22 protein-coding genes and 1 pseudogene are annotated in these 21,771 nt (G+C 69.0%); 12 read left to right on the top strand and 11 right to left on the bottom strand.

Annotated elements, in window-relative coordinates; genetic code table 11:
• Positions 1-4 precede the first annotated feature (4 nt).
• A complete protein-coding gene (locus tag ACIHAA_RS21310; protein ID WP_399819391.1) occupies positions 5-772 on the bottom strand; it encodes an NUDIX domain-containing protein in 768 nt (255 codons plus the stop codon).
• A 748-nt stretch (positions 773-1,520) separates the two neighbouring features.
• Here ACIHAA_RS21310 and ACIHAA_RS21315 point away from each other — a divergent pair.
• Positions 1,521-1,655 (top strand): hypothetical protein, encoded by a 135-nt coding sequence (locus tag ACIHAA_RS21315; RefSeq protein WP_399819393.1) that lies wholly within the window; start codon positions 1,521-1,523, stop codon positions 1,653-1,655.
• A 276-nt stretch (positions 1,656-1,931) separates the two neighbouring features.
• Here the strand turns inward: ACIHAA_RS21315 and ACIHAA_RS21320 are convergent, their stop codons facing one another.
• Entirely contained in the window at positions 1,932-2,084 is a 153-nt protein-coding gene (locus ACIHAA_RS21320) for a hypothetical protein (RefSeq protein WP_399819395.1), read from the bottom strand.
• Between the two features lie 304 nt (positions 2,085-2,388).
• On the opposite strand from ACIHAA_RS21320, the gene ACIHAA_RS21325 reads away from it, so the two are divergent.
• On the top strand, positions 2,389-3,339 hold the full coding sequence (locus ACIHAA_RS21325) for an IS481 family transposase (RefSeq protein ID WP_399819397.1): 951 nt from the start codon (positions 2,389-2,391) through the stop codon (positions 3,337-3,339).
• A gap of 316 nt (positions 3,340-3,655) precedes the next feature.
• On the opposite strand, the gene ACIHAA_RS21330 is transcribed toward ACIHAA_RS21325, so the two are convergent.
• The gene (locus ACIHAA_RS21330) at positions 3,656-3,874 is read right to left on the bottom strand and encodes a hypothetical protein (protein WP_399819399.1); all 219 of its coding nucleotides are present in this window, start codon (positions 3,872-3,874) and stop codon (positions 3,656-3,658) included.
• Positions 3,875-3,999: 125 nt separating this feature from the next.
• A complete protein-coding gene (locus tag ACIHAA_RS21335; RefSeq protein WP_399819401.1) occupies positions 4,000-4,155 on the bottom strand; it encodes a hypothetical protein in 156 nt (51 codons plus the stop codon).
• 532 nt (positions 4,156-4,687) lie between these two features.
• On the opposite strand from ACIHAA_RS21335, the gene ACIHAA_RS21340 reads away from it, so the two are divergent.
• The 3 genes from ACIHAA_RS21340 (at position 4,688) to ACIHAA_RS21350 (ending at position 9,258) form a co-directional block, all read left to right on the top strand.
• Positions 4,688-5,026, top strand: a complete 339-nt coding sequence (locus ACIHAA_RS21340; protein ID WP_399819403.1) for a hypothetical protein — start codon at positions 4,688-4,690, stop codon at positions 5,024-5,026.
• A gap of 668 nt (positions 5,027-5,694) precedes the next feature.
• Positions 5,695-8,079: a hypothetical protein gene (locus ACIHAA_RS21345; protein WP_399819404.1), complete on the top strand. Its 2,385-nt coding sequence runs from the start codon at positions 5,695-5,697 to the stop codon at positions 8,077-8,079.
• A gap of 345 nt (positions 8,080-8,424) precedes the next feature.
• Positions 8,425-9,258, top strand: a complete 834-nt coding sequence (locus tag ACIHAA_RS21350; protein WP_399819406.1) for an HAD family hydrolase — start codon at positions 8,425-8,427, stop codon at positions 9,256-9,258.
• A gap of 108 nt (positions 9,259-9,366) precedes the next feature.
• Here the strand turns inward: ACIHAA_RS21350 and ACIHAA_RS21355 are convergent, their stop codons facing one another.
• From ACIHAA_RS21355 to ACIHAA_RS21375, 5 genes are all read right to left on the bottom strand, one after another.
• Positions 9,367-9,597 (bottom strand): hypothetical protein, encoded by a 231-nt coding sequence (locus ACIHAA_RS21355; RefSeq protein ID WP_399819408.1) that lies wholly within the window; start codon positions 9,595-9,597, stop codon positions 9,367-9,369.
• A gap of 108 nt (positions 9,598-9,705) precedes the next feature.
• Positions 9,706-10,980: a 3-oxoacyl-ACP synthase III family protein gene (locus ACIHAA_RS21360; RefSeq protein ID WP_399819410.1), complete on the bottom strand. Its 1,275-nt coding sequence runs from the start codon at positions 10,978-10,980 to the stop codon at positions 9,706-9,708.
• A gap of 204 nt (positions 10,981-11,184) precedes the next feature.
• On the bottom strand, positions 11,185-12,078 hold the full coding sequence (locus tag ACIHAA_RS21365) for a hypothetical protein (RefSeq protein ID WP_399819412.1): 894 nt from the start codon (positions 12,076-12,078) through the stop codon (positions 11,185-11,187).
• 165 nt (positions 12,079-12,243) lie between these two features.
• Entirely contained in the window at positions 12,244-12,879 is a 636-nt protein-coding gene (locus ACIHAA_RS21370) for a hypothetical protein (RefSeq protein ID WP_399819413.1), read from the bottom strand.
• Positions 12,880-13,046: 167 nt separating this feature from the next.
• On the bottom strand, positions 13,047-13,853 hold the full coding sequence (locus tag ACIHAA_RS21375) for an AfsA-related hotdog domain-containing protein (protein WP_399819415.1): 807 nt from the start codon (positions 13,851-13,853) through the stop codon (positions 13,047-13,049).
• 227 nt (positions 13,854-14,080) lie between these two features.
• On the opposite strand from ACIHAA_RS21375, the gene ACIHAA_RS21380 reads away from it, so the two are divergent.
• From ACIHAA_RS21380 to ACIHAA_RS21405, 6 genes and pseudogenes are all read left to right on the top strand, one after another.
• Positions 14,081-14,683 carry a TetR/AcrR family transcriptional regulator gene (locus ACIHAA_RS21380; RefSeq protein ID WP_399819417.1) on the top strand — a complete coding sequence of 201 codons (603 nt, stop codon included), beginning with the start codon at positions 14,081-14,083 and terminating at the stop codon, positions 14,681-14,683.
• A 268-nt stretch (positions 14,684-14,951) separates the two neighbouring features.
• Complete coding sequence (locus ACIHAA_RS21385; RefSeq protein WP_399819419.1) at positions 14,952-15,749, top strand: SDR family NAD(P)-dependent oxidoreductase; 798 nt, start codon at positions 14,952-14,954, stop codon at positions 15,747-15,749.
• Between the two features lie 383 nt (positions 15,750-16,132).
• Positions 16,133-16,363: a 4-oxalocrotonate tautomerase family protein gene (locus ACIHAA_RS21390; RefSeq protein WP_399819421.1), complete on the top strand. Its 231-nt coding sequence runs from the start codon at positions 16,133-16,135 to the stop codon at positions 16,361-16,363.
• Positions 16,364-16,428: 65 nt separating this feature from the next.
• Positions 16,429-17,862: an MFS transporter gene (locus ACIHAA_RS21395; protein ID WP_399819423.1), complete on the top strand. Its 1,434-nt coding sequence runs from the start codon at positions 16,429-16,431 to the stop codon at positions 17,860-17,862.
• A gap of 237 nt (positions 17,863-18,099) precedes the next feature.
• Positions 18,100-18,315 carry an acyl-CoA carboxylase subunit epsilon gene (locus ACIHAA_RS21400; protein ID WP_399819425.1) on the top strand — a complete coding sequence of 72 codons (216 nt, stop codon included), beginning with the start codon at positions 18,100-18,102 and terminating at the stop codon, positions 18,313-18,315.
• Between the two features lie 14 nt (positions 18,316-18,329).
• A pseudogene (locus ACIHAA_RS21405) lies at positions 18,330-18,578 on the top strand (MerR family transcriptional regulator); the annotation flags it as partial.
• Positions 18,579-18,727: 149 nt separating this feature from the next.
• Here ACIHAA_RS21405 and ACIHAA_RS21410 read toward each other — a convergent pair.
• A complete protein-coding gene (locus tag ACIHAA_RS21410; protein WP_399819427.1) occupies positions 18,728-19,957 on the bottom strand; it encodes an acyl-CoA dehydrogenase family protein in 1,230 nt (409 codons plus the stop codon).
• A gap of 105 nt (positions 19,958-20,062) precedes the next feature.
• Here ACIHAA_RS21410 and ACIHAA_RS21415 point away from each other — a divergent pair, with 105 nt between their 5' ends.
• Complete coding sequence (locus ACIHAA_RS21415; protein ID WP_399819429.1) at positions 20,063-20,650, top strand: TetR family transcriptional regulator; 588 nt, start codon at positions 20,063-20,065, stop codon at positions 20,648-20,650.
• On the opposite strand, the gene ACIHAA_RS21420 is transcribed toward ACIHAA_RS21415, so the two are convergent.
• Entirely contained in the window at positions 20,554-21,726 is a 1,173-nt protein-coding gene (locus ACIHAA_RS21420) for a ScbA/BarX family gamma-butyrolactone biosynthesis protein (protein WP_399819430.1), read from the bottom strand. The two genes, ACIHAA_RS21415 and ACIHAA_RS21420, sit on opposite strands and share 97 nt — an antisense overlap.
• Positions 21,727-21,771 lie beyond the last annotated feature (45 nt).

The following is a 21,771-nucleotide window of genomic DNA, read 5'->3' on the forward strand; positions in this document are numbered from 1 at the left end:
CGCCCTACTTTCCCCTGGTCGCCAGGATGTGGAGCAACGCGACCAGGGTCCCGGACCCCAGCAGCTCACCCCTGGCCATGAGTCCAGGAATGTCGGCAAGGGGTACCCATTCGATGTGCCCGGCCTCTTCCAGGTCGGTGGGTTCCCCGACCTTGTCGGCGCCGTGGGCTACGAAGATCTCGTGCGGTGAGTCGACCATGCCGACCATGGGCTGATAGGTGACGACGTGCTCAAGGGACTTCGGGCGCCAGCCGGTCTCTTCAACGACTTCCCGCAGCGCCGTATCCGCCGGCACTTCTCCTTCGTCCACGATCCCTCCGGGCAGCTCCCAACCGAACCGCTGCGGCACGAACCGGTATCGCCACATCATGAGTACGCGGTCCTGGTCGTCCACCACAGCCGTGATGGCGACGTGCTGAAGCTTCACGACATGGTGCTCGAACCGGTCCACGCCCGGCGGCTCCACGTCCCAGAGCTGAAGCTTCACCCACTGGTTGTCGTAGAGGTCGCGCTCGCCGTGGATACGCCAGGGCTCCACCCCCTCCGGGGTCTTCACGCTGACCGCGCCCGGTACGCGGTACGAACTCCTGCCCCGGACTTCTAGGGCGCCCTCTGCCACGAGACGGGCGAGAACCTGTCGCAGCGCCGTCCGTCCGATGCTCAGTTCCTCGGTAAGCGTGCGCTCGGAAGGGAACTTCTCGCCTGGGGCGTACGCGCCGTTGGTGAGCCGTTCGCGAAGCGTCTCGTAGACCTTGGTCGTCTTTGGTCCCATGGATGGCGCACTCCCCCTTCTGAGGTGGTGCGTACCAGCGTAGCTACCCACCTACGGATGTCCGTAGGTGGTAGAGGGTGTCCACGGCGAGACTCGGCCCTTCAGGCACGTTTCCTCCGGTCGTTCGGCATGCGGATCCTTGAAGTTCCCGGTGACCTGTCGGGGGAGGGTTGTGCGTACGAGAGGGGCGGGGACACCGACGGCAGGCAAGGCCTGCCAGGCGGGAGGGGGGTATGCCCCCTCAGGACGACGCCACCTGAAAGGTGATCTGAATCACATTTGCACCTCAACTCGCCCTGCGTGGAGCCTCCACTCGGCAAACGGTGCAACTGGACGGCCGTGCTGTATCCGCTGGGGCCACTGCTTTAGCGTTCCGGAGCCGCTTCGGGTTCGCTCGGCGATAGATTGCATCGCCCGGGGCGCCACCTTGGGAAACGTGGCGATTACGCCTTCCCGATTATGCTTTGCAGCGTCAATGACTTGCGCAGCACGAACCCTAGTTAACTCCAAGAAACGTCACGTTAGCGCGCCTCAAAATGCGCCAGAGCAAATTTACGTTGGCAAGCGCGGTTAGCGGGGGATGTCGGCAGGTGTAACCAAGTTACAGTCGATCAGCCCTTCGTCTTACATCAGCTCACCTATGCTTAGGCCCGGTTCCCCTCGCCGGACTCACCGAGTTGTTCGCCTCAGCAGAAGGCGAACCCCTGAGTTGTACTCAGGGCCACTTCGAAGAAGGGAAGGGAGCCAGGTGACCGAGGAGGAATCCGTCGACGGTCGCTGCGCGCGGTGTGAACGCCGCCTGTCGTTCAGGCAGGCAGTGTTGGACTGGGTGTCGGTGATCGCCGTGGTCATCAAGGAAGTGGTGCAGTACCTCTCGTCGTGACGAGAGCGCACGAACCGGCCGGGGGCTGAGCAGAGAGCCCGACCGCAACTCGGACGGCCGGGCTCGTAATCTGCACCCCTTCGGGGCTTGACGCTGCGTCAACAGCGTCAGGCCCCACTTTGTCGTTTAAGACGTGTCAGGGGTCCCTGCATCATAACAACGCTATTGCGTGCCGCAACAGGTTCTACGTACCCTGGCGTACGCAGCGAGGAACGCAAAACGTTTGACGCTTGCCTTGCGGTCACGCCCTGTACCGATTCACGCGGTTCACACGCCCTACTGCCAGGCATCCGGGCCGCCGCCTCGCCACTCGATCAGCCCCTCTGCCGCGGCCACGTCGAGTTCGTCCCAACCCTCCAGCCCGGCACGCTCGAGGAACACCGTCAGGTCGTGAAGCGAGTAGGCCGTCCCCAGGATCACGCTGTCCACACGCACCCGCCTGCCACCACTATCCGAAGGTGGATACACGACGACACGCGGTGCAGGCACGATCCCAGCGTCACCCGCAGAAGCGATTCACGCACGCGGACCTCTTCCGGCGGCCTCCCCACTTCTGGGCCGGAGCCCGGAGGCAACAGACTCGGGCAGGCGGACCGGGGCCCGACGACAGTCAGCTGGCCATGTCCTAGCTGTATTGATCACGAGCGTTGTTAACGCTGACTGGTCTTGATCGTGGCGAAGACCTCCGGTGTGGTGGAGGTGTCTAGGCTCCACACCGCACACGGAGGTCTTCGTGTCCCACCGTAATGCCCGGCTGACCGTTCACGGCAGGCGGCTGCTCGTCGAGCGTGTCCGCTCCGGCCGTCCCGTCGCGCATGTCGCAGCCGAGATGGGCATCTCCCGTCCCACAGCCCACAAGTGGATCCGGCGCTGGCGTGCAGAGGGCGAGAGCGGACTCATCGACCGCTCCAGCCGTCCCCGCACGACACCGCACCGCACGGCAGCCGCCACCGAGGCGCAGGTCTGCAGGCTGCGACAGGAGCGCAAGTTGGGCCCGGCCCGCATCGGGCCGGTCCTGGGCCTGCCCGCCTCCACCGTGCACCGCATCCTCACCCGACACGGCCTGAACCGCCTGGCCTTTCTCGACCGGCCCACCGGCCAGCCCATCCGCCGCTACGAACGTGACCGGCCCGGCGAACTCATCCACGTGGACGTGAAGAAACTCGGCCGGATCCCCGACGGCGGCGGCCACAAGGTCCACGGCCGCGACGCGGGCCGGCCGATCCGGGGCATGGGCTTCGACTACGTCCACTCCGCCGTCGACGACCACACCCGCCTCGCCTACAGCGAGATCCACGGCGATGAGAAAGCCGCCACCTGCGCGGGCTTCCTCACCCGCGCGGCCGTCTTCCGCAGCCAGGGCATCACCCGCATCGAGCGGGTCCTGACCGACAACGCCTGGGCCTACCGCAAGGGCCTGGCCTGGGAAAAGACGCTCATCGAGATCGGCGCGACCGGAAAGCTCACCCGCCCCTACCGCCCGCAGACCAACGGTAAGGTCGAACGCTTCAACCGCACCCTGGCCGACGAATGGGCCTACCTGCGGCCCTACACCTCAAACGACAAGCGAACCACGGCACTGGCAGACTTCCTCCACACCTACAACCACCACCGCGGCCACACCGCACTCGGAGGCCAGCCACCCATCAGCCGCGTCAACAACCCTGCGGGTCAATACACCTAGCACCTGCCAGGTTGCAGTCTTCAGAGTCGCGTCAAACGTTTTACGCGACTCTGGCCTTCCCGGTGCCTGGAGAAATCCTGGAGATGATCTTGCGAAGGGGGCCTTGAGAAGGCAACAAAGACCAACGCTCCCCGACGCTCCGACCTGCATCTTTACCTCTAGATACAGGTAGGCGATCTTCCAGGGCCTAATTCGGGACGAAGAGGTCGTGGGTTCAAATCCCGCCACCCCGACAGCCGAAACACCGTGTAGGCACCTACAAACGTTTGTAGGTGCCTACACGTTTCTGCGTGCGTGTCTATCGCTCTCCGCGTGTCTACGGCCGCCGCTCCTGCGCCCCGAAGATGCCGTCCACGACCACGGCACCGGTCTGGATCGCGGGCCGGATCTGCTTCCGGTAGACCTCCTCGGCGACGGCGGTCCCGGAGTGGCCGACGAGCCGCGAGATCTCTTCCAGCGGGACGCCCCGGCCGGACAGTAGGACACGAAGCGGTGTCGATCCCGTCGATACCCTTGAGCGCCTGGCAGAAGGCACGGCGGACGTTGGCTGCGTCGAGTGGCATGCCTGCGGCCGGGGAGAAGGCGAACCTCTGCTCCTTCCGCTTCTCGTGAGCGGTGAGCCGGCCCCCGCCGTGTTCCTGAACTGCTGCCAGACTGCACTTACGCATTGCGCCGGCCCGACGAGGCGAAGTCCGGTCGGGCCTTCAGGGCGACGTGGTCCCAGGTGAGCGCCCGCAGTTCCTCGATACAGGCCCGGGTCGGCGAGACGATGACGAGGTACGCGCATCTCAAGATGCCCTCGGTTCCCGTGAGCACTGCCTCTACCCTGAGCGAAGGTGTGCGCTCTGGACAGGCGCCCGGTCTGGCCTCGCGGTACGGAGCCCAGCTCGACGAGGTTGCGCTCCGCTCAGCAGGGTGGTGGTCTCAGCAGGGGCGAGGCCGGCTAGGCCGTAGACGAGCCATTCGTCGATCGCGTGACGGTGAAGGTCGCCTTCTCACACGCTGGGTTGGGTTTCCGCCACTGTCATCGCGCCCCTTGATGAAGGATCACGCAACGGACGTCCGCGACGTCAGTGCTTCTCCAGGATCCGGACAGTTCTGAGCACCGCCGGAACTGGTCGCGCATCCGACCGGGGTCTTGCACTGCCGCTTCCGGAGCGCGCGGTAGACACCGCACGGCCGACGCGGTCATGGGCGACGTGAGCTGCGCCCGCCGGAGGATGGCGCCAAGTCAGGTCCGTAACCCTCGGCCGCGAGCCACGGACAGCTGTCCCAAATCCACCCCCCCAGTGGGCAGATCCCCGCCCGCCACCTCAAGTTCCTTATTAACTCAGTAAGCTGCCCAGTTATGGACTTCACAATTATCAAGCATGCAGTCGAGGTTGACCATGGCATCAAGCGCTTGTCCATGCACTTCATCAAGAAACACGCAGCGCCGGAGCGAGCCCGGCTCAGCAGCGAGCTGTGCACACAGATCAGCGAAGAGTTCGAGAGGATCGGGCTGTCCACTCTGCCGCGGACGCTGCCGACATCCGAGAACGGGTTCGTTTGGGTCATTCAGCGTGACAGCACTCTCGGAGAGGTTGCCGACGTCGCAGCCGCCCTGGCCCACCTGGACAAGCTGGGGATGAATCCACTCCCCCAGGTGTTCGATAACTACCCGCGCGCTAAGGGCACCTTGAGCTGAAATGACGTAGAGGAGACATGCCTGACCCGCATGCCACGTACATCAACGATCGTATCTGATGCACTGAATACGGGGCATGCACTAAAAACGACTGCGCATGCAGTCAAGTCTTCTGTACGGTGATATCAATGGGCCTTTCCGGTCATGCGGATAATGTCCCGCCATCCGATTTCAGGAAACCCCCGCCGTCAAAGGTTACGAATGAGCTACACCGCAGAAATACGCGCCCTGTGTGTGGAATCCTGCGGTCATAGTCGGCACGCAAAAAATGCTTCGCTGGCTGTGCATTTGGCTCACCGGGCGACCCCCGGCACTGAGCTCATCCATACCGGCTGAGGGATTACCTGGCATTACCTCGCCACGGAAGGTCCGAAACTCACACCTTGCCCCCAGAATCAACCGTACTGGGGCTCTTCTCTGTCGTCCGACTGAGGTCAGGCTGATCCTGAAACCCCTAAAAATTGAGACCTACGCCGCTTATCAGAACTGTCGTCCGACGGGACATGAGCGGCAGGTCTACCGATCCTATATCAGAGTTTCCTCGCCAGATGAAGGCGTCTCGGAAGGCCACTCGGAATGTCGACCCGGACAGCGAGTTCACGCACCCCGGAACCTTTCGCGATAGCCATCGCGAGCCACTTCGGACCACATATTGGAGATCTCTACCCATGACCATTGACCAACCCTCTGCCTTTTCCATCGACATCGTCTGGGGGACAGACCCGATCCGGGTCACCAACATCTCGCCCCATCTCCCTCCCGACTCGACGGACAGCCATGCCGCGGCGGTGACCGCAGCAGGCCGGTCCAATGCGAGCGCATGGCTGCCCGACACTGCGTGGAGAGCCTTAGCGCGCGCAACAACTCGTCCTGACGCATTAGCAGTTCAGCTCAGTCCGACGACGGATGACCCCTCGGGTCTCCTGATGGTCGAGAACGTCGAAGGTGCGACTCTGCGGTCGGTTGTCACCCGCGTCCTGCTGAGCGAGCTGTTCCCCGGTCTCCAGCCTCGTACCGGCATGGAGGTATCCGAGGTACCCGACCCGCAGGTGCACGGAATCACTCATGAGGGGCGTCCCGGTGCGATCATCCAGTACCTCTACGAAGACCTGATCCACCTGCGGAACCATGTGTGGCAAACCATCCACGCGACCCTCTCGCTCAACACCTACGCAACCTCCATCCTCACGCGCTCCGTCACCCGCAACCTGATCGCCCACCCCGTCGAGGTCGCCTTCGAGGACGGCTCAGAGCCGATCCACCTCCTTGTCGTCCGTGACGGCATCACCCGACTCGCCAGTGCCTGGGCGGTGCTGGCCGGGCACGATGCCGACCCGGCCGAGGTAGCCACCCTGGCCACCGACGCGCTGCTCGGCAGCGCTTCCGCGGCAGGGATGGCTGCGGGACCCGGCCTCGGCCAGCGACTGGCCGCCAGCCGAGCTGGGTGGCGACAGGAAATTCAGCAAGAGTTCCATGATGAGATGAAGGGGGCGACGCCCGGGCTCCGTGCCGCTCAGATCGCCCAGTCCTACGTCGTTCCGGCGCAGATCGCCGTCGGCATCGAGGGACATGAAGGCCGGGTGTTGTCTGCCGAGGACATCTTTGACGACGCCGTTCGTTCCGTACTGGCGTCAGTGCACGTCGAGTTCAAGCAGTGGGACGCGGCGGCACAAAATGTCGAGATCATCACCCGAGCCTTGAAGCGGATCATCCAGCAGGGCGACCCGCGTTGGAATACGGCCGACCTCCAAGCGGTGTACGGCCTTGCCGTCGGCCGCATTCCCGTGTCTGAGCTTCCCCAGGTATTCGGAGACGATCCGGCTCCTCCCGGAACCGCTCTATGGCGCGCCGTCTATTTGGTCAGCGCCCTGACCCAGCCGGATCTCCTCGAGCTTCTCAAGGACCAGGCCAAGGCCATCAAGGGCGGCCAGCGGATGAGCATGAAGGGGTTCGGCGAGCTGCTTGGCCCGATCATTGACCTGCCCTGGCGGGCAAAGAAGAAGCTCGTCACCAAGCAGGCACGCAACGCCTGGAACAACGGTGGTGTGCTGTCGAACGACGTCACCCAGGGCTGGACTCCGCGGCCCACTGACGACTTCACCGAGCTGATCGCACCAGCGATGAATGGGGACGACGACGCCCGCCACACCCTGGCAGTGGCCGGCGGTACCGCACTGATCGCCGACAAGCTCCTTACCAGGAACGTGGGGTCTTCGCTGGGGGTCAAGAAGGAGAAGGGCGGCGTCCCCTTCCGGTCGGACGTGAACAAGATCATCGAGGGGCTCTCACGGCCGACGAATGAACTCGGCCTGTGGACCCTCGCGCTGGCAGCCAACACGTTCCGCGGTGACGACCTGCCGCAGAACTCCGTACCCAGGCAGAGCCTGACCGGCAAGGAGTCGTCCGCATCCTCAGAGCCGCCGTACGTGTACTTCAAAGTCGATCTCGACGCACCGGACCATATCGCCCGCGATGCAAATGGCGTGCCGCTTCCGCTGTATGAGTGGGATGTCGTCGCGGCTTCCGCCCCGGCCCGCGCGGCGCAGGCCGTACCACCATTGACGCTGATCGGTCCGCCGCCTGTTGGGGTTCCGGCAGCATCCTCGCCGAACGCTGAGGTGGCGCTGGCCGACGGCAGCGCCTCCGCAAGTGCCGCTTCCGGTGAGGAGCCCGTCACCACGGACCCGGCGTCGGCGCTTTTCCAGCACGGCGCTGCTCACGGGAGCGTGGATGCTCTGGCTACCGTCACCATCCCGGCTCCCCGTGCCGAAGACGCTACGCCGCCTCCCAGCCAGCGCGCCGCCGCGCACCGCAAGGCCCTTCACCTCGGGGTGCAGGGTGCCCGGGACGCTCTCGACCATCTGCACGCTCTGGAGCCGGAAATCGGGGACCACACTCCTGTCGTCCCGGCGGGCCAGCTGGATAGCCTGCACAAACTGCTGGTCGGCATCCTGACTGACGTGGAGAACCTGCGGCGCAGGTCAACGGATAACGGTGCGCCAGAGGGGGACGATGCGGAATCCGAGGAGTGCCAGGAGGCGGTACTGGACTGACCGGTAAAAGGTCATAGTCCAATCCTCCACCCCAACGATGACAAACCAGGTCAGGACCGGCGCTGAGGGATCAGAGCCGGTCCTGATTTTCTCTGCGCCCTGTTTTTTGGGAGCCACTAGGGCGGTGGCTCCGGGATCCAGCTCTCCGGCCTGCCTGTGAGGGGCGCTTCTTCCGCGAGTGCCGGCACGGCGGCCACTGGCTGTCAAGAGCGGAGGGGCTGGCCGACCGAAGTGGTGTTCAGCCTTCCGTGCAAGCCCTCCCCGCGGCCGTCGATTAATGATACCTTCCAGAACGAATTTTTTGGGGCTCGGCGTTCTGTCGGGCGTTCAGGGGGAGGTTGAGGCATGACAGTCATGGCGGAGACGGCGGATGTGGCCGGCGGGGTGGACGCGGGCGTCGGTGTGTCGGTGGGGGGTGGGCATCGGCCTGGGTATCTGGTGTTCTGCGATGTCGATGAGACTCTGATCGGCTGCAAGAGCATGTTCGAGTTCTTGCGCTTCCAGTTGGTGCGGCGCTTCGGGGACGCGGGTGAGGAGCGCTATCGGTCCCTGCACGGGGACATCAGGCGGCGGGCCGACTCGGGTACGCCCCGCGAGGCTGTCAATCGCCTCTACTACCGCTCCTACGCCGGTGAGAGTGCGGCCGAGATGGCTGCCCTTGGCAGGGAGTGGTTCTCCCTCGCCGTCGCGGACCCGGGGTTCTTCATCGCGTCCACCGTGGCCGAGCTGGCGCGGCACCGTGCCGCCGGGGCCGAGATCGTGCTCGTTTCCGGCTCCTTCCCTCCCTGCCTGGAGCCCATCGCCGCGCACATCGGCGCCCGGCATGTCCTGTGCACCACCCCGGACGTGGCCGGCGGCCGCTACACCGGTGAGGTACCCGAACCCGTGATCGGCGAGGGCAAGCGGGCGGCGGTGCTGCGGATGCTGGCCGAACACCCCGGCGTCAACCCGCTCGACTGCTACGCCTACGGGGACCATCCCTCGGACTTCCCCATGCTCGACTGCGTCGGACGTCCCCGGGGCGTCGGCGACGACCCTGCCGTACGGGCCTATCTCGCGGGGCGGGTGGAACGGGCCGGGGCCGCCGTGTCCGGGTGTGCGCTCGCCTGTTGGTCCATGGGCCAGGACGAGCACTGCGCGGACTGCTCGGAGCCGTGCGCGCTGCCGCCCGGCCGATGAGCTGAGCGCGGGCGTCCTGCACGGGCATGGCGGTACATGAGCGTGTCGGGGGACGGTCGGGGTTGTGGCCCGCCGTCCCCCGACGTGTGCGCGGGGGCATGTGTGGGGTCAGTCGATGCTGCGGCAGATGTGTGGCTCCAGCCCCGCGTCGTCGGCGTCGCCCGCCAGGCGCAGGACGGGGCTCTTCACCTCCGGCCCGGTGTTGAGCAGGTACCAACGGCCGTTGTGCCGGACCGATGCGATGCTGCCGTTGGTGAGGACGCACAGGCGGGAGCGGGGGGATCCGGAGGGTCGGGGGGCGGGGGTGGTCCGTTGGGCGGGGGTCTCCGTGGTGGTCACTGCTTCTCCTGGGTGCTGGTGGGGGGTGCGTACTTTTCTCCGCTGCTGGTTCGGGGGTGTGATGTGGGCGCTTGCCGTTGTTCCTTTGCGGGTTGGTGCAGGGTCCGGTTATCGCGCCCCGGCCAGTGCGGGCTTCCGTGCCGGTGCCGCCGGGGCGTGCGTTTCCGTGCGGGTCCTGGCCGGGCGGGCGTGGCGGGTGGGAGCCCAGCGCAGCAAGGCCGAACCCACCGACATTCCGCCGCCGAAGGCCGACAGCACGGTCACATCGCCCTCGGTGAACAGGCCGCGGCGATGGGCCAGATCGAGGGTGATCGGGACCGAGGCGGCGCCGGTGTTGCCGTGGTGGGCCAGGGCGAGATGCATCCGGGCCGAGTCCAGGCCGAGCGCGGGCCAGACCTCGGCCAGCATCACGCCGTTCGCCTGATGGGGGACGAAGTGGCGGACCGCGCGGGCGGGCACCCCTGCCTTGTCCAGCAGGGTGTGGACCGCGGACGGCAGGTTCTCCTGGACGAACCCGCGGACGCCACGCCCGTCCATGGTGAACCAGTGCGCCCCCTCCGCCAGCGTGTCCGCCGAGGCGGGCCGCCTGCTCCCACCGGCCGGGACGCTGATCAGCCGGTGCTGGTCGCCGCGGGTGGTGAGGCTGGTGGTGATGGGGCCGTTACCGGCCGGCACCGGGCCGAGCACCACGGCACCCGCGCCGTCACCGAACAGGATGGCGGTCTTGCGGTCGGCCGGGTCCAGGATGCGGGAGTAGATGTCCGCGCCGATGACGAGGGCGTACGGGCCTTGCCCGGGTCCGTGTCCCGGCCCGTCTCCCGGCCCGTCTCCCGGCCGCTGTCCCAATCCCTGTCCCTGTCCCTGTCCCTGTCCCTGTCCCTGTCCTGGTCCCCGCCCGGGTGCCTGCCCGGATGTCAGCCCGGACGCCTGCCCGGATGTCAGCCCGGATGTCAGCCCGGACGACTGGCCATCGGCCGCCGCTTCGGCCGCGTCCGTGCGCAGCATGCGGTCTGCGGCCGTCAGCGCGAACATGAAGCCGCTGCATACCGAGTTGACGTCAAAGGCCGCGGCCCGGCGGGCGCCGATGAGGTCCGCGACGATGGCCGCCGTGGCGGGCTGGGGATGGTCGGGGGTGGAGGTCGCGACGACGATGTACGCGATCTCGTCGGGCGTCAGGCCCGCCTGTTCCAGGGCCTGCCGGGCCGCGTGGGCGGCGAGGTCCGAGGTGGCCTCGTGGGGGGCGGCGCGGTGCCGCCGTCGTATGCCGGTCTTGCGCTCGATCCATTCGGCGGTCACTCCGGCCGCGTCGCCGACCTGCGCGTTGTCGACGACCGTGGCGGGCAGATAGGAGCCGGTGGCGATGATGCCGATCGCGGTGTTCATGGTCACTCCCGGGTGGGGTGGTGAGGGGGCGGGCGCGCGAGGACTGCGGTGCCTGGCGGGCGAGGGCGGCCTTGTGTCTACGGCACGCACACGCGCCGAGCGGCGCGTACGGCGTCAGGTGGCACGTACGGCGTCGGGCGGCGTGTACGGCGTCGGGCGGCGTGTACGGCGTCAGATGGCGCGTACGGGGCAGGGCGTACGGCGTCAGGTGGTCGTGCCGGTCGTGAACTCGCCGAAGCTCGGCCCCTGGAGCTTCAGTTGGGCGTGGATGTCGCCGCCGAGGCCGAAGTGGCCGATGGCACCGCCGTAGTTCTGCTGGTAGCTCATCCACAGCACGACCACGTTGATCACCCGGTTCGCACCCGAAGTGCCCGGTGCCGGGAAGGGGTTGGGCAGCGTCGCCCGGTAGTGGGCCATGCCGTTGCTGTCGCTGATGAACGCGTTGGGCACGCCGAGCGGGCCGGGGCGAGTGGGGCCCGCCGGGTCGAGGTCGTGCTCGCGCAGCGACATGACCGTGTAGAGGCTGTCCGGGATCAGGCCGGTGAAGGCGAACGAGAAGTCCGCGCTGCGCCGGTGCGCCGGTACATGGACCTCGAGCTGGCCCCGTGCCTTGATCCACTGGCCCAGCGTGATCGGCTCGCGCACCTTCGGGCCGTCCTCCTCCCGCAGGTCCGGGATGGGGGCGCCGTGCAGCGGATAGCTCGGGCGGCGCACATCGTGTGCGTCGGGGCGCTGCTCCGGGGCGAAGAGCATCGGGTAGTTGTTGCAGGGCAGCGGGAGGGGCAGGGTGTGCAGCTGGACCCGGGCGTCCGGTCCGGTGGGGTCGGTGAGGTCCAGTTCGCGGACGATGTCGTACGGCAGGTTCTGGCCGAGTGGCGGCAGCGGGCTGTCGGGGGAGACCACGGCGCCGCCCCACTCGGACACGGTGGAGCCGTCGGCGGCAGGGCGGTTGACCCGGCCGATGACGACGAAGTCGCCGTTCTCGTCCACGATCTCGCTCGGCGGGTACAGCGGGCCCTGGGTGGTGACGCTCAGGTCGTAGGTCCGGGTCATCGGGGCGGCCGCGACGGGTGCCGGGGCCACGGGTGAGAGGGTCATGTCGGATGCTCCTTCTGCTCCTCGGAGACGAGGCCTGCGGACGGGCGGCCGTGGAGGAGGGAACTGCGGGCGCACGGTGTCCGTCGTGTGCGAACGGCCGGCCGCGGGGTGCCTTGCGGCGGTGACAGGGGGCTCCGCGGCCGGCCGTGGGGTGTGCGGGCGGGGTCAGGCGGCGGTGACGCGCTCGTAGATGCGGGTGTACAGGCCGTTGTCGCCTCCGGTGATGTAGGTGTCGCCCGCTTCGCGGACGATCTGCTGGTAGCGCGGGGAGGTGAAGGCCTCCATGTAGGCCGCCGGGTCCGCGTCGAAGCCGGACACGAACATCACGCCGGGCTCGGTGCTGGCCAGGGAGTGGAAGGCCTGGAAGCTCTTGACCGCCTCCGAGGTGCGCACCACGTCGAAGATGGTCTCCTCGCGCCAGGCGCGGTACTGCCGGTAGACCCGCGGGACGACCTCGACGTGCCGCATCTGCACATACCGGGTGTCGGGGAGGGCCCCGGCGGCGGGCTTGGGCGCCTCGACGAACTGAAGGAACTGGCGGCGGAAGTCGCCCTCGCCGAGCGGGCCGACGGCCTCCCACAGCTTCCACCAGTCGGCGCGCAGCTCCTCCATGCGCTCGAAGCCGTCCAGCGGGGCCAGCTCCAGCACGGAGTTGCTCTCCAGGCCGCGGTAGAGGATGCGGCCCGCGAAGCCGGACGCGTCGTTGTGGCGCTGCCAGGCCTCGGCGACGGCGTCGATCTGCTCGGGCTTGGCGAACAGCTCGGTGGCGGTGATCAGGGCAGCGGAAGCGGAAGCGGACATGGCTGTCTCCTTGGGTGTGTGAGGGGGTCCCGGTTCGGGGCCTGTGTGATGGCGGTGTGGAGCGAAGTCGGTGTTGTGGTGCGTCAGTTCGGGCGTCGTGCGTCGGCTGCGGCTGCGACCGCCGCTGCGATTGCGGCTGCGGTTGCGGCCGCGGTTGCGGCTGCGGCTCAGGCGCCGACCAGTACCGGCTGCCGGGTGGCGGGCGCGGGCGTCGCCGCCGTGGTCGCGCGGACCGTGTGCTCGACGGCCGACCGGGCCCTGCGGTGCTCCTTGGCCTCGATGACCGGCGAGTCGAAGGCCGTGTAGCGCACGGTGGTGATCGAGGCGCGGCGGCCGGCCTGGTGGAGGGAGATCTCCGCCTCGAAGGAGAGCCGGTCCGGGTTGTCCAGTTCGGCGCGGACCGTGTGGTAGACGATCGTGGCGTCGAGCGGGAAGAGGAAGTTCTCGAAGTCGGTGTTGAGCGACTCGATGACGTAGTAGTACGAGCGGTCCCGGTGGCGGGAGGCGTGATAGCGCTCGCTGACCGCGAGGAACATCTGCCGGGCGGCCTCGACGGCGACCATGCCCTGGACGTGCTCGCCGGTCTGGTGGTCGATGAGCAGCTCGTTGTCGTTGTGGACCCGCAGCGAGGCGGAGAACAGATCCTCGCCGTCCCGTCTGAGGTCGGCTATGAGGGTGTTGCAGCTCTGGTGCTTGTGGGCCTCGCCGCGGCCCGCCAGGTCCGGCGCCCTGAAGTCGAGGTCGAGCCGTTCGGCCAGGCCGAGGAGGAGGGCCTCGCCGCGGACGCGTTCCCACTCGTCGGCGGTGACGCCCTGACCCGCCCGGACCCGGACCGGCCGGGAGTCCCAGGAGTACAGCCCGAGGCGCATTTTCTCGATGAACTGCGAGACGGTGAGGACGTCCTCCTGAACGGCGAATCCGAGGAAACGGTCACCGACGAGGAGCAGGGTCCGGGGAGTGGCTGTGGCTGACATGCGTTTCTCCTTGATGGGGCGGCCGTGCCCGAGGGGCGGGCCGCAGAAAGGGAGGAGCGTTGAACAGGAACAGCTGACTTACAGGGCCTGCCGCCTCTTCCGCCTCGGTTTTTCCGGGGTGGCGGGGCCGATGTGAGGACCGTAGAGGACGGCCGGGGCGCGGCGCAACCATCTAGTTGGTTTTTCTGAACCATCCAGTTGGTTTCACTGGGTACTAGGCTTCTCCCATGGCTGAGACACCCAAGGCACAGCAGACCCGCGCCAAGCTCCTGGAGGCCGCCGAGGCGGAGTTCTCCGAGCACGGTCTCGCGGGCGCGCGCGTGGACCGCATCGCGGAACGCTCCGGCGTCAACAAGCAGCGGATCTACGCGTACTTCGGCAACAAGGAAGCCCTGTTCGCCGCCGTGATGGCCAAGGTGTACGCCCATATGTCCGCGGCCGTTCCCATCCCCACCACGGAGGAGGGGCTGCGCTCCTACGTCGGCGAGGTCTTCGACTACCACCGCCGGTCCGACCTGGTGCGGCTGCTGGCCTGGGAGGGTCTGCACTACCGGGACAAGCCGATTCCGGACGAGAAGGAGCGCGAGACGTACTACGTCCACAAGACGGCCGCACTCAGCCTCGCCCTCGGCGTCGACGACCCCACCGCAGCGGCCCGGGTGCTCATCGCCCTCATCGGCATCGCGTCCTGGCCGTTCATCGTGCCCCAGCAGCGTCGGCTGATGCTGGGGCCGGACGGCGACACGGAGTCGGGCTGGGCCCTGCTGCGGGCCAGTGTCGTGGCGCACGGGCACTCGATCATCGACAACGTGCTGCAAGGGTCCGTCTGAGGCGGACGCCCCATCGCCTTCCCCGACCGGCCGGCCTGATGGCTCGTCGGTTCGGTTCACTCGCTTCACCTGCAAGGGAGTCCGGGTCACCCGGGCTCCCTTTGTGCTGCCCCGACGTATCGGCCAGCCGAAAACCAACTAGATGGTTGCGCCCGTCTCTCAACCCCGCTACCTTCTTCATCGTCAGGCCGGACCGCTCGGTCCGGGTCACAGGACGTGACCTGACGGCCGATCAATCGGGGGCGTATCCCCGGGAATTGAGGACTCCGTGGATTCCGTGGACACCGTCGCCCCCGTCATCGTCGTCAGCGGCGCCACCGGCGGCATGGGCTCCGCCGTGGTGGAGGAACTGGCCCGCTCCGACGCCACTGTCGCCCTGCTCGGCCGCGACGCCGCCCGGCTGGAGCGGACCCGCGCCGAGGTCAACACCCGCACCGGCGGCGCCGGTCGGCTGATCGCGTACGAGACCGACATCAACTCCACCGCCTCGGTCGACGCCACGGTCGCCGCGCTGCTCGGGGAACTGGGCCGGGTCGACGGGCTGGTGCACACGGCCGGCGACGGCCCGCTGGCCCCGCTCGACGAGACGACCGACGAGATGTGGCAGACCACCTTCAACAGCAAGCTGATGGGCGCGGTCCGGCTCACCCGGGCGCTGTCCGGCACGCTGGCCGAGGCGGACGGCGGCTCGGTGGTGCTGGTCAGCGGGGTCTTCCGCAAGGACCCCGACCCGCTCTTCCCGGTGAACAGCGCGGTCAACGCCGCACTCGCCGCCTTCGCCAAGTCCGTCTCGAAGGACCTGGGCCGCCGTGGCGTCCGGGTCAATGTCCTCGACCCCGGTGCCGTGCGCACCCCGCTGTGGGACGAGATCGCCCAGGCGATCGGCGACCGCACCGGCGCCACCGGCGCGGAGGTCAGCGCGCAGGTCGCCGCCCAGACACCGCTGGGCACGCTCGCGGCCCCGGCCGATGTCGCCCGGCTCGCCGCCTTCCTGCTGTCACCGGCCGCCCGCCATGTCACGGGCGCCGCGATCACCCTCGACGGCGGCGCCTCGGCCGGCCTCTAGGGCCCGTCCCCCACCCCCACCACCCCGCTCGTACGCCGCTGCGCCCAGACGCCACTGCGCCCGCGAGCGCCGTACGCGATACGCCATCGCCACATACGCCATACGCCGCTGACTGTGCAGCCCTTGCAGCCGGTGCGGCCATGAGCCCCGTACTCGCTCGCCGCGCACACCCCGTGCACCCCGCACCCGAACGCCCGCGCATGCCGTACGCCCGTACGTCCGCAGCGCCCCGCACGCCCGCAAGTCCCGTACTCGCGCAAGTCCCGCACGCCCGCAAGTCCCGTGCTCACACGCCCCGCACGGCCGCGCACGCCCCCGCACGCCCGAACGCCTGCATGTGCCGCCCGCCGTTCTCCCGCCCTCCCGCCCGAAGGAGCTCCGCCATGCCCATCCTCTCCATGACCACCTGGCCGAACCAGACCGACGAGAAGTGCCAGGAGCTGATCGAGGAGCTGACCGCCACCGTGCACCGCGTCATCGGTGCGCCCCTCGACAAGATCACCGTCTACATCCAGGAGATTCCGCAGAACCGCTGGGGCGAGGGCGGAGTGCTCGGCACGAACCCCGGGTTCGCCGAACTCAGCCGCCGCCGTTCCGCGCCGGCCGACGCCTGACCGCGCTCCGCGTCCCGCCCCTCCCCCACCCCCCACCAACTCGGCCGCTTCCAAGGAGAGTTCCCATGGCCATCCTGACCCGGTCCGCGCGGACCGACCGGCGCCCGGTCGTACCGACCGTCGACCCGTCCACCCCGCGGCGCAGCTCCCCCACCACCGTCCTCGCGGCAGCCCTGCTCGCGTTCTTCGTCATCTCCCTCGACGGCTCGGTCGTCAATGTGGCCCTGCCGGCCATCTCCCACAGCCTGCGCGGCTCGATGGCCGACCTCCAGTGGATCGTCGACGGCTACACCCTGATGTTCGCGGCCTTCATGCTGTCGGCCGGCACCTTCTCGGACCGGATCGGTGCCACCCGGGCCTATGCCTGGGGGCTCGCCGCCTTCACGGTGGCCTCCCTGGCCTGCGGCATCGCACCCAACCTGGCCACGCTGATCGGTGCCCGCATGGTGCAGGGTGGCGCCGCCGCGCTGATGGTGCCGGCCTCGCTCGCGCTGATCCGGCAGACCTACTCCGACCCGGGCAAGCGGGCCCGGGCCATCGCGATCTGGACGGCCGCCGGTTCCGTCGCGGTCGCCGTCGGCCCGGTGATCGGCGGCATGCTCACCAGCGGGCTGAGCTGGCGTGCGGTGTTCTATCTGAACCTCCCGGTGGGCGCGCTCGGTCTCGCCATGCTGACCCGGATCACCCCCTCGCCCCGCCGCGAAGCCCCGGTCGACCTGCTCGGCCAGCTGTCGGTCGTGGCGTCGCTCGCCGGTCTGACCTACGCGGTGATCGAGGGCGGCCGGGCGGGCTGGGGCAGCACGGATGTGCTGGGCACGCTGGCGCTGGCGGTCGTGGCCACGGCGGTGTTCGTGGTGAGGCAGTCGCGGAGCGCGCACCCGATGGTGCCGCTGAGCATCTTCAAGAACCGCACGGTGGTCGTCTGCCTGGCGGCGGGCTTCACCATCAACGCGGTGTTCTACGGCGCCATCTTCCTGCTCGGCATGTACTTCCAGCAGGTGCGCGGGGCCTCCCCGGTCAGCACCGGCGCGATGTTCATCCCGATGTGCGCGCTGATCTCCATCGTGAACATGGCGGGCGTCAAACTGGCTGCCCGCAGGGGAGCTTGGGTGCCGATGACCATCGGCCAGCTGGTCATGACCGCCGGTTCGCTGCTGATGCTCACGGTCACCTCGCACACCTCGTACCTGATCCCGGTGCTGCTGCTGGTCCCGATCGGCCTGGGCGGCGGGCTCGCCGTGCCGTCGCTGACGGCGGCGATCCTGGAGAACATCGACGGCGAGCGGGCGGGCACGGCGGCAGCGGTGCTCAACACCTTCCGCCAGGTGGGAAGTTGCATCGCAGTGGCGGCCTTCGGCGCGATGATCGCGGACACCTCGCACTTCCAGCGGGGCTTCGACACCAGCTTTGTGATCGGCGTGGCGATGCTGCTGACGACGGCCGCGGCCACCGCCCTGCTGCTGCCCCGGCTCGCCAAGAAGGCCGGTGACAAGGCCTAGCGGCCAAGGCTCAGGGGCGTCCGACACGCCTCTGGACGGCCGGGCGGTGCCGTTTCTTCCCCCGCCGACCGCTCGACCACTCCACGAAGGCCCCGGCCCGGGATCGTTCCCGGGACCGGGGCCTTCGTGCGTCCGTACGGCCGTCCATAGCGCTGTCCGTAGAGCCGTCCGCACCACCCAGGCAAAGCACCATTAAAATACCTTCACGAAGGAATGTAAGTGGCGCATGATGGTCGCATGCACTGCGACGAAACCGGCGGTCCCGTCCTGCGCGTCCTGCGTGTGCTGCGCGGTGCGCCCACTCCGGAGGAACTGGCCGCGGCCACCGCCGTATTGATGGAACTGGCCCGGCGGACGCCTGCCACGGAGGAGCCCGCGCCCGCCCGGACCCGACCCACCTGGCACCGCCCCGCCCTGAGCACGCACCGCCCCGCCACGTCCTGGCGCAACTGACACGGAGGTTCACCATGGCCGCGATCCGGGCCACGCACGGCAGCCGCCCCACCGCTCAAGCCACCCGTCACGCCGAGACCTACTCATTGGAGGAGGTGATCCGGATCAGCGGACTCGACGCCCGGACGCTGCGCTGGTACGAGGACCACGGGCTGATCGAGGACGCGCAGGAGGACGCGTACGGGGGCCGCGCCTACAGCCCGGTCCATCTGCGCTGGCTGGAGTTCCTGAACCATCTGCGCAGCACCGGGATGTCACCGGCCGACATGAACCACTACGTCGAGCTGTACCGGGCGGGCGACTCGACGATCGCCGGCCGCCGCAAACTCCTCGAGGCACACCGGGAGTCGGTGCGCGCCCGGCCCGGGGAGTACGACTCCACGCTGCGCTACCTCGACTGGAAGATCGGCTTCTACCTGGAGCGGGAGGCGGCGCTGATACGGGCCGGGGCATCGGCACCCGGCACGCCCGGGGCGTCGGCGCCCGGCACGACGAAGGCGCCAACGCGGTCTACGGCCGAGGCGGGGACGTCGTCCACGGCCGAGGCATCGGCGTCGAGCACGGCCGAGGCGTAGGCGGCGGCCACCGGCTCCAGGCGGAGTACGCCGTGCGAGGCGACCGTGTGGACGTCGCGCCACAGCCGGTTCAGATCGCCGCCGCCCTCGCGGACATGGGCGCCGCCGGTGCGGAAGAGCCGGTCCACCGCGTCGGTGAGCAGCCCGGCGGCCACGGCGGCGTCCCGCTGGTTGCCGGTGACGAGGGCCGGGGTGACGGGTTCGGTGTCGGCGCGGCGGGCGGCCCGCTCCAGCAGCAGCCCGGCCGCGTCGATGTGCGCCGAGGCCACCGCGAGCGTCTCGCGCACCGCCGCGCTGTCGCGGTGCGGGCGTCCGCCGCCGGGCGCCTTTCCCGCCGCCCACTCCGACCACGCGGCAAGGGCCCGGCGGGCCGCGCCCAGCGCCGGTGCGCAGAACAGCGGGCCGCCGACCAGCCGGGCCGGGACGGTGTGGCAGCGAGCCAGACCCGGGGCGTCGGCGCCGCGCAGCAACTCCGCCTGGAGGAAGGAGCGGTGGTGCGGGACAAAGGCGTCCCGCACCACGGCGGTGTGGCTGCCGGTGGCGCGCAGCCCGGTGGCGTCCCAGGTGCCGACCGTCTCCACGGCCCCGGCCGGAACGGCGAACACCCGCACCCGTCCCCCGTACTCGGCCGCCTCCGGTGCGGCCACCAGCAGCCATTCGGCGCTGGCGATCCCGCTGACGCACACCCAGGACCCCGTCAGCCGCCAGCCGTCGCCGACGGGCCGGGCCAGCCCGGCGGGCGGCATCAGCGCGGCCGAGATCCGCACATCGGGCGAGCCGCCCCACAGCTCCCGCTGCCCCTCTTCGGGCAGCAGCGCCGCATAGCGCCCGTGCACGGCCCAGAGCATCCCGACCCACGCGGCCGAGGTGCAGGCCTCGCCCACCGCCGCCACGTCCGCGAGCAGGGAGGCGAAACCGCCCTCGGCGCCGCCCCATCGGCGCGGGACGAAGTGCCGGGGCAGCCCGGCGGAGGTCAGTCCGGACACGACCTGCCCGGCCAGCCGGCCGTCCCGGTCGCCGGACGGGGCGTTTTCGGCGACCGCGGCCAGGGTGCTGATGGAGGGCATGTGTGTGCTCCTGTCGGAATCCCGCACTTAAAAAGTGCGTTCAAGAAGGTATTATTTGTGTGCCGGCCGTTCCCCCCACCTCTCGCACGACCGAAGGGACGCACGATGGCGAAGCAGGCGCGCTCACTGCGCACCCATGAACTGGTCCTGGACGCCGCCGCCGCCGAGTTCGTCCAGCACGGTTACCCACGCGCCAACCTCCAGCACGTGGCGGCCCGCACCGGACTGACCAAGGGCGCCCTGTACGGCCACTTCGCCTCCAAGGAGCACCTGGCCCGCGCACTCACCGAGCACCTCGACCAGGTGGTGGACGAGATCCTCGCCCGGCACGCGGCCACGGACCTTCCGGTGCGCGAGCGGCTGCGGGCGCTGTGCTGCGGGCTGGCCGAACGCGTCGAGTCCGATGTGCGGTTCAACGCGGCACTGCGGCTGGTGCTGGACGAGGCACCGGTGGGTGCCGAACCGCCGAAGATCCTGGCCGATCTGCGCGCGCTGGCCGCCGAGATGGCGGACAGCGCGGAGCCGGGCGACGGACAGGAGAAGGAGACGTCGGCCGCGGCCCTGGCCGACCTCGCCATGGTGATCCTGGTGGGCGCCTACTGCACGGCGCCCGACTTGGAGCGGCGCGGGCTGGCCGAGCGGGTGCGCGGGCTGTGGGACGCGGCGGGGAAGGCGACGGCGGCGGCCCGGTGAACGGCGCCCGCGGTCACGTCGACGGCTCCCCAGCGCGACCGGCACACGGCGAGCCGGACACCGCCCTGGACGGCGTCCAGCGTCAGCCGGGTCGTACCGGAGACGGGGTCGGACTCCCGCTCGCGCACCACCAGGTCGATGGGCGTGTCCAGTTCACCGAAGGCCAGGCAGTCGACCTCCATGCCGAGCAGGGTGTGTCCGGGGTCCCGGGGTGTGTCGCCGGGGTGCAGCAGCAGATGGCCGAGCTGGCGGAAGCCCTCCAGGGTGACCATCAGGGGCACATGGTCGCTGGGGTGGTCGAAGAAGATCGGGTGCTCCACGTCGATGAGCAACTGCCAGGGACCTTCGGTGCGTTCGCGTACCAGCACGCAGTCCTTGGCACGCAGCCTGCCCACCGCCGCCGGGTGCGCGCGGTGCAGCGGGCGCGGTTCCGGGCCGCTGGTGGCGACACCGCGCGGCTTGGCCCCCCGGCCGCGCAGCAGCGCGTAGCGCTTGTCGTCCACGGCGACGACATGCAGCGCGCCATGGCCGCAGGGCCGCCCGCCCACTGTGAGGACGACCTCCAGGCGCATGCCGTAGCGATGCGGCGGACGGTTGCCGACCCAGACCCACTGTGCTTCGAGGACCACCGGGACGGGTTCGCCGCCGATGTGCAGGGCGGCCGGGTCGGTTATCTCGAACTCGGAGTCGAAGCCGATGAAACGGTGGCCGAGGGGGACGTCGTAGTAGGCGTGCGCGAGGTAGACCAGGGCCTGCCGGATCGTCTCCATGAACAGCAGCGGGTCGCTGCTGCCGTCGCTGCCCGGGGAGTAGAGGGCGTGGTCGCGCGGCCACTGCGCGGCGACCAGGAAGCTGTGCTCGCCGGTGCGGACGGTGTCGGTGAGGAAGACCTCCGCGATGGCGGCGCGGTGCACCATGTGCCGCGGGACGGCGTGCAGATAGCTGAGCTGTCGGTGGCCGGGAAGCGTGGGAGCCGCCGGATGCGGGGCGAGGTGCCGCGGGCGGGAGGTCTCGGCATGGGCGGCCGTGCCCGGGTCGAGGGATCTGGTGACAGGTATGGCGACAGGCTGATGCATGGTCTGAACCCCCAGTGAAGTACTCACGCAGACAGCAACACCGGC

The sequence above is a fragment of the Streptomyces sp. NPDC052040 genome (assembly GCF_044548405.1).
In the GTDB taxonomy this organism is placed as follows: Bacteria; Actinomycetota; Actinomycetes; order Streptomycetales; family Streptomycetaceae; genus Streptomyces.

Excerpts from the sequence above, each read along its gene's own strand:
- ACIHAA_RS21420 (WP_399819430.1), bottom strand. The coding sequence starts at position 21,726 with ATGCATCAGCCTGTCGCCATACCTGTCACCAGATCCCTCGACCCGGGC.
- ACIHAA_RS21350 (WP_399819406.1), top strand. The coding sequence starts at position 8,425 with ATGACAGTCATGGCGGAGACGGCGGATGTGGCCGGCGGGGTGGACGCG.
- ACIHAA_RS21395 (WP_399819423.1), top strand. The coding sequence starts at position 16,429 with ATGGCCATCCTGACCCGGTCCGCGCGGACCGACCGGCGCCCGGTCGTA.
- ACIHAA_RS21410 (WP_399819427.1), bottom strand. The coding sequence starts at position 19,957 with ATGCCCTCCATCAGCACCCTGGCCGCGGTCGCCGAAAACGCCCCGTCC.
- ACIHAA_RS21360 (WP_399819410.1), bottom strand. The coding sequence starts at position 10,980 with ATGAACACCGCGATCGGCATCATCGCCACCGGCTCCTATCTGCCCGCC.
- ACIHAA_RS21415 (WP_399819429.1), top strand. The coding sequence starts at position 20,063 with ATGGCGAAGCAGGCGCGCTCACTGCGCACCCATGAACTGGTCCTGGAC.
- ACIHAA_RS21375 (WP_399819415.1), bottom strand. The coding sequence starts at position 13,853 with ATGTCAGCCACAGCCACTCCCCGGACCCTGCTCCTCGTCGGTGACCGT.
- ACIHAA_RS21340 (WP_399819403.1), top strand. The coding sequence starts at position 4,688 with ATGGACTTCACAATTATCAAGCATGCAGTCGAGGTTGACCATGGCATC.
- ACIHAA_RS21310 (WP_399819391.1), bottom strand. The coding sequence starts at position 772 with ATGGGACCAAAGACGACCAAGGTCTACGAGACGCTTCGCGAACGGCTC.
- ACIHAA_RS21370 (WP_399819413.1), bottom strand. The coding sequence starts at position 12,879 with ATGTCCGCTTCCGCTTCCGCTGCCCTGATCACCGCCACCGAGCTGTTC.
- ACIHAA_RS21345 (WP_399819404.1), top strand. The coding sequence starts at position 5,695 with ATGACCATTGACCAACCCTCTGCCTTTTCCATCGACATCGTCTGGGGG.
- ACIHAA_RS21400 (WP_399819425.1), top strand. The coding sequence starts at position 18,100 with ATGCACTGCGACGAAACCGGCGGTCCCGTCCTGCGCGTCCTGCGTGTG.
- ACIHAA_RS21365 (WP_399819412.1), bottom strand. The coding sequence starts at position 12,078 with ATGACCCTCTCACCCGTGGCCCCGGCACCCGTCGCGGCCGCCCCGATG.
- ACIHAA_RS21390 (WP_399819421.1), top strand. The coding sequence starts at position 16,133 with ATGCCCATCCTCTCCATGACCACCTGGCCGAACCAGACCGACGAGAAG.
- ACIHAA_RS21380 (WP_399819417.1), top strand. The coding sequence starts at position 14,081 with ATGGCTGAGACACCCAAGGCACAGCAGACCCGCGCCAAGCTCCTGGAG.